This is a genomic window from Neisseria sp. GT4A_CT1, assembly GCF_000227275.1.
In the GTDB taxonomy this organism is placed as follows: domain Bacteria; phylum Pseudomonadota; class Gammaproteobacteria; order Burkholderiales; family Neisseriaceae; genus Neisseria.
Genome location: NZ_JH164965.1, coordinates 282858 through 289310, shown reverse-complemented (window position 1 = coordinate 289310; position 6453 = coordinate 282858). Strand labels below are relative to the sequence as shown.

Sequence of the window (6453 nt, the reverse complement as noted above, 5' to 3'; positions counted from 1 at the left end):
CCGGATAACAATAAATAACAAAAAACAAAGGTCGTCTGAAACAGCGTTCAGACGACCTTTTTAGGATATTCCGCTATAATGGCGGCAATTTGAATAGAAAAGGAAAGTTATGAACCGTCTGTACCCCCACCCGATTATCGCCCGCGAGGGCTGGCCGTTTATCGGCGGCGGTTTGGTATTGAGTTTGCTGGTGTCTGCCTGCTGCGGCTGGTGGTCGCTGCCGTTTTGGATTTTCACCGTATTTGCCCTGCAATTTTTCCGCGATCCCGCCCGCGAAATCCCGCAAGATCCCGAAGCGATTTTAAGCCCTGTTGACGGACGCATCGTCGTCGTCGAGCGCGCGCGCGATCCTTACCGTGATACCGAAGCGTTGAAAATCAGCGTGTTCATGAACGTCTTCAACGTCCATTCGCAAAAATCGCCTGCCGACTGCACCGTGACTGCCGTCGAATACAATAAAGGCAAATTCCTCAATGCCGATTTGGACAAAGCCAGTACCGAAAACGAACGCAACGCCGTGCTGGCAACCACTGCTTCAGGCCGCGAAATCACCTTCGTCCAAGTTGCAGGCTTGGTTGCCCGCCGCATTTTGTGTTACACCAAAGCAGGCGAGAAACTGACCCGCGGCGAACGCTACGGCTTTATCCGCTTCGGTTCGCGCGTCGATATGTATCTGCCGGTTGACGCGCAGGCACAAGTCGCCATTGGCGACAAAGTCACCGGCGTTCGCACTGTTTTGGCGCGCCTGCCGCTCCAAGCTCCTGAAGCTGCCGCGCCGACTGAAACCGCAAGTGCCGCGCAAGCGGAAACGCCCAATCCGGCGCAAGCTGCTGCCGAAGTAGTCCAATCCGAAATCGAAGCGGCTGCCGATAAAGTCCGCAATGCCGCAGAGCAGTCATTGAAAGACTGACGGCTGAAAGCTGAACAAGAGGTCGTCTGAAAACCTTTTTCAGACGACCTTGTTTTATCAGAAACGGTAAATACGGTATAATTTGAACCCAACACACATTACACCCGACGGATTGATTCCCCGTCGGTTTTCCCTTTTCAGACGACCTGTACCGAATATCAAAAATCCATCCATGACCGCAAAATCCTCTAAAACCGCATCAAAAACCAAAGCCAAAACAAACGCCAAACCGAGCACGCGCCGTCAAAGCCAAACGAAGGCGCAGACAGAGCCGAACAAGGTTTCCGAGCGTTTGAAGGCTGCCAAAGCGCTGCAAAAGAATGAAGAAAAAAAAGCGCGCCCCGAGCATGTCGTCAATCTGATTAACGACGCGCTGTGGCTCTTCGGGCTGATGGTGACGGTCTTCATCGCCATTTCCCTCGCCAGCTTCAAAATGACCGACCCCGCATGGTCGCGCAGCGTGCCGAAATCGGATGACATCGCCAATTTCGGCGGGCTGTTTGGCGCGTATGTTTCCGATGTCGGCTATTATCTTTTTGGACTGTCGTTTTGGTGGTGGATCGCCGCTTCGTGCGTTTTCCTCTATAAAAATTTCCGCCCGCTGCAAAAGCGCGAAAACTACAAATCGTACAACCACGGCGTTGCCGCGCTGGCTTTGTTCCTGCTTTTGGTGTGCAGCCCGATTCTCGAATATTTCACCCTTCAAAATACTTTGGACGAAACCCTGCCTGTCGGTGCGGGCGGTTTGGTCGGCGCTTTGGCAGGTTCAGGCTTGGCTTGGCTGTTGGGTAAATCCGGCAGCCTGCTGATTATGTGCGTCATGCTGCTGCTTTCCGTTTCCTTGCTGGCGCAAGTGTCTTGGCTGGAAGTCATGGCAAAAACTGGACGCAATACCGAAAGCCTGTTTTCGGGCATTTGGGGTCGTCTGAAAAAGGCATTGGGCAGACGCAAGGACGACGGCTCGACAGCCGAAGCCTTGGAAACGGAAAACACCCGCCGCATGGTGAAAGAAGCCAAAAACATCACCGCTACGCCAGTTACACCGCTTGCAGGCAGCACCAGCAACCGCAAATCTGTCGCGGTCTCCGTCGCGCCGCCGCCCAAAATTCAGGCTTCTTTGTTTGAAGACAACGAGCCGCAACAGACAGGCGAATACCACAAACCCGGCATGAACCTGCTGCGCCTGCCCAACGGCGAACCCGTCAGCATCAATCCTGCCGAATTAGAGCGCACTGCCGAATTGATTGAATCCAAGTTGGCAGAATTCGGCATCGGCGTGCAAGTCGTGTCCGCCACTTCCGGCCCTGTGATTACGCGTTATGAAATCGAACCCGCGCAAGGCATAAAAGGCAGCCAAATCGTTGCCCTGTCTAAAGATTTGGCGCGATCTATGTCGCTGCAATCCGTGCGCATCGTGGAAACCATCGCGGGCAAAAACACCATGGGCATCGAGTTGCCCAACGAAAAACGCCAAGACGTGATGTTGAGCGAAATCTTGTCTTCGCCCGTGTTTACCGAAGCCAAATCCAAGCTGACCGTCGCGCTGGGTAAAGACATCTCCGGTACGCCCGTCGTCGGCGACTTGGCAAAAATGCCGCACCTTTTGGTCGCCGGTATGACCGGTTCGGGTAAATCCGTCGGTGTGAACGGCATGATTATGTCCATGCTTTTCAAAGCCACGCCCGACGAAGTCCGCTTCATCATGATTGACCCGAAAATGCTCGAATTGAGCATTTACGACGGCATTCCGCACCTGCTTTGCCCGGTCGTTACCGATATGCGCGAAGCAGGGCAGGCGTTGAACTGGTGTGTCGCCGAAATGGAAAAACGCTACCGCCTGCTTTCCCACGCCGGCGTGCGCAACTTGGAAGGCTTCAACCAAAAAGTCGAAGCCGCCAAAGCATCGGGCAAACCCATGCCAAACCCGTTCAGCCTGAATCCGGACGACCCCGAGCCGTTGGAAAAACTGCCGATGATTGTGGTCGTTATCGACGAGTTGGCAGACCTGATGATGACCGAACGCAAAGCCGTCGAACAACAAATTGCCCGCCTCGCCCAAAAAGCGCGCGCCGCCGGTATCCATATGATTGTCGCGACCCAACGACCGAGCGTCGATGTCGTCACCGGCTTGATTAAAGCGAATATCCCGACACGTATGGCGTTTACTGTGCAAAGCAAAATCGACAGCCGTACCATCCTCGACCAAATGGGCGCGGACGAACTGCTGAAATACGGCGATTCCCTGTTCCTGCAACCGGGCAGCGCCGAGCCGACCCGCCTGCAAGGCGCATTCGTTTCAGACGACGAGGTGCATCAAGTCGTCAACTACGTCAAATCGCAAGCCCCCGCCGACTATGTCGAAGGTTTGCTCAGCGGTGAAGCCGCACTGGAAACCACCAACATCGTCAATCCGAATGCAGGCAGCGACGAATTGTTCGACCAAGCCGTTGCCTACATTTTGGAAAGCAAAAAAACTTCCATCTCCTCCCTGCAACGCCAGTTGCGCATCGGCTACAACCGTGCCGCCAACCTGATGGAAGCGCTCGAAAACGCCGGTGTCGTTTCTCCCGCCGACATCAACGGCAGCCGCAGGATTCTGGCGCAAAAAGACCAGTTGTAATCTCAATAATTACCAAAGGTCGTCTGAAAACTGGTTATACCTGTTTTCAGACGACCTTTTATGATGTCGGATTCAATACCTTATTTTATCGGGGCAAAATCGGCCCGCCTATCGACGATATAGTGGATTAACTTTAAATCAGGACAAGGCGAGGCAACGCCGTGCTGGTTTAAAGTTAATCCACTATATTATCCAGTCAATCAAACATTGTGATATACTAGCCAGCTAATTTTCCTGCCTTTTGCAAGCAACGGACGATAAAAGCCCCGATGGGTCGGAGCCGCTTTTGCAGTCATCATTGGTAAAAGGATTCCCATTTTTTATTTAACACAACAAATTAAGGTCTTACGATGAGCGTAACTGTTGAAACTTTAGAAAATCTGGAACGCAAAGTAGTGTTGTCTCTGCCTTGGTCCGAAATCAACGCAGAAACCGATAAAAAACTGAAACAAACCCAACGCCGTGCAAAAATCGACGGTTTCCGTCCGGGTAAAGCACCTTTAAAAATGATTGCCCAAATGTACGGTGCAAGCGCTCAAAATGAAGTCATCAATGAAATGGTCCAACGCCGCTTCTACGATGTTGCCGTTGCCCAAGAATTGAAAGTTGCCGGCTATCCACGTTTCGAAGGCGTTGAAGAACAAGACGATAAAGAATCCCTGAAAATCGCTGCGATTTTCGAAGTGTTCCCTGAAGTCGTTATCGGCGATTTGTCTGTACAAGAAGTCGAAAAAGTAACCGCTTCCGTCGGCGATGCCGAAGTGGACCAAACCGTAGAAATCCTGCGCAAACAACGTACCCGCTTCAACCATGTTGAACGTGAAGCCCAAAACGGCGACCGCGTCATCATCGACTTCGAAGGCAAAATCGATGGCGAACCTTTTGCCGGCGGCGCATCCAAAAACTACGCCTTTGTATTGGGTGCAGGTCAAATGTTGCCTGAGTTTGAAGCCAGCGTAGTCGGCATGAAGGCAGGCGAAAGCAAAGACGTTACCGTCAACTTCCCTGAAGACTACCACGGTAAAGACGTTGCCGGTAAATCCGCTGTCTTCACCATCACATTGAACAACGTATCCGAACCCACCCTGCCCGAAGTTGATGCCGACTTCGCCAAAGCATTGGGTATCGCCGACGGCGACGTTGCTAAAATGCGCGAAGAAGTGAAGAAAAACGTAGGCCGCGAAGTTGAGCGCCGCGTGAACGAACAAACCAAAGAATCTGTAATGAACGCGCTGCTCAAAGCCGTAGAGCTGAAAGCGCCTGTTGCTTTGGTAAATGAAGAAGCCGCCCGCTTGGCAAACGAAATGAAACAAAACTTCGTCAACCAAGGCATGGCTGACGCTGCCAACTTGGATCTGCCTTTGGATATGTTCAAAGAGCAAGCCGAACGCCGCGTATCTTTGGGTCTGATTTTGGCTAAACTGGTTGAAGAAAACAAACTGGAACCGACTGAAGAGCAAATCAAAGCCGTTGTTGCCAACTTCGCAGAAAGCTACGAAGATCCTCAAGAAGTGATCGACTGGTACTACGCAGAGCCTTCCCGCCTGCAAGGTCCGACTTCTTTGGCAGTAGAAAGCAACGTCGTTGATTTCGTTTTGGGCAAAGCCAAAGTAACCGAAAAAGCTTTGTCTTTTGACGAAGTGATGGGCGCACAAGCCTAATCATCTTCAAAAGGTCGTCTGAAACAGGCAACTTGAAAGCACCAAAGCATCCCTTTGGTGCTTTCGCAACATTGACAGGAGACAAAAATGTCCTTCGATTTCAATAATTACCTCGTTCCTACCGTTATCGAACAAAGCGGCCGCGGCGAGCGTGCATTTGATATTTACTCGCGCCTTTTGAAAGAGCGCATCGTATTTTTGGTCGGTCCGGTAACCGACGAGTCCGCCAATTTGGTGGTTGCCCAGCTGTTGTTTTTGGAAAGTGAAAATCCGGACAAAGATATTTTCTTCTACATCAACTCCCCCGGCGGCTCGGTAACGGCAGGCATGTCGATTTACGACACCATGAATTTCATCAAGCCCAACGTCTCCACCTTGTGCTTGGGACAAGCGGCAAGCATGGGCGCATTCCTGCTCTCGGCAGGCGAAAAAGGCAAACGTTTCGCCCTGCCCAACAGCCGTATCATGATCCACCAGCCTTTAATCAGCGGCGGTTTGGGCGGTCAAGCATCCGACATTGAAATCCATGCCCGCGAGCTGTTGAAAATCAAAGAGAAACTCAACCGCCTGATGGCGAAACACTGCGGCCGCGACTTGGCAGATTTGGAACGCGACACCGACCGAGACAACTTCATGTCCGCCGAAGAAGCCAAAGAATACGGTTTGATTGACCAAGTTTTGGAAAATCGCGCTTCTTTGCAGGCTTAAATGTTTGATTTCGGCGATTTGAACACACGCTGACAGAAGACGTGCTGATTATTCCGCTATTTCGCCTGTACAACGGAGCGGCTGTTTTTGATGAGGCTGCTTGGGTAAGGAAAGAGCGGTTTTGTTGAGGCGTCGCTGACAGCGGTGTTTGAATGGATTTGACGAAAAGGTCGTCTGAAAACATGAACTGGCCCCCAAATCTTGGACACTCATAAAAGCCTATTCAGGCGCTCTGTGCAAGCTGGGTTCTGTATGCGACAGGACTCAGCTTTTTCAATTTCAAACTGCAACGCTCCCGATTGTAGTAATCCATATAGTCATCTATCTGCTTCATCAATTCATCTACCGTCAATTCACCTGCGTTATAGAAACACTCCGTCTTCAACACCGCAAAGAAGCTTTCCATCGGCGCATTGTCCCAACAGTTCGCCTTTCGCGACATGCTTTGAACCATGGAATGCTCCGCAAGCAATTCCCTATACCCCGCCGTACGGTACAGCACACCTTGGTCCGAATGCAGCATCGTTCCTTTATCAGTCAGACGGGGTGCGGCT

General features: G+C 51.6%; 5 protein-coding genes. 4 read left to right on the top strand and 1 reads right to left on the bottom strand.

All coding sequences use genetic code 11. The annotated features are described in order from the left end of the window. Positions 1–109 precede the first annotated feature (109 nt). The 4 genes from HMPREF1028_RS03990 to clpP all read left to right on the top strand — a co-directional run bounded on the left by HMPREF1028_RS03990 (position 110) and on the right by clpP (position 5899). Complete coding sequence (locus HMPREF1028_RS03990) at positions 110–910, top strand: phosphatidylserine decarboxylase (protein ID WP_009311521.1); 801 nt, start codon at positions 110–112, stop codon at positions 908–910. 172 nt (positions 911–1082) lie between these two features. Beyond that, complete coding sequence (locus tag HMPREF1028_RS03985; protein ID WP_009311520.1) at positions 1083–3530, top strand: DNA translocase FtsK; 2448 nt, start codon at positions 1083–1085, stop codon at positions 3528–3530. Between the two features lie 350 nt (positions 3531–3880). After that, positions 3881–5191: a trigger factor gene (tig, locus tag HMPREF1028_RS03980; protein ID WP_009311518.1), complete on the top strand. Its 1311-nt coding sequence runs from the start codon at positions 3881–3883 to the stop codon at positions 5189–5191. Between the two features lie 87 nt (positions 5192–5278). After that, complete coding sequence (gene clpP, locus HMPREF1028_RS03975) at positions 5279–5899, top strand: ATP-dependent Clp endopeptidase proteolytic subunit ClpP (protein ID WP_003760163.1); 621 nt, start codon at positions 5279–5281, stop codon at positions 5897–5899. Between the two features lie 223 nt (positions 5900–6122). Here clpP and HMPREF1028_RS15115 read toward each other — a convergent pair. Beyond that, positions 6123–6453 (bottom strand): IS3 family transposase (locus HMPREF1028_RS15115; RefSeq protein ID WP_009311515.1); only part of this gene is annotated, 331 nt, incomplete at its 5' end.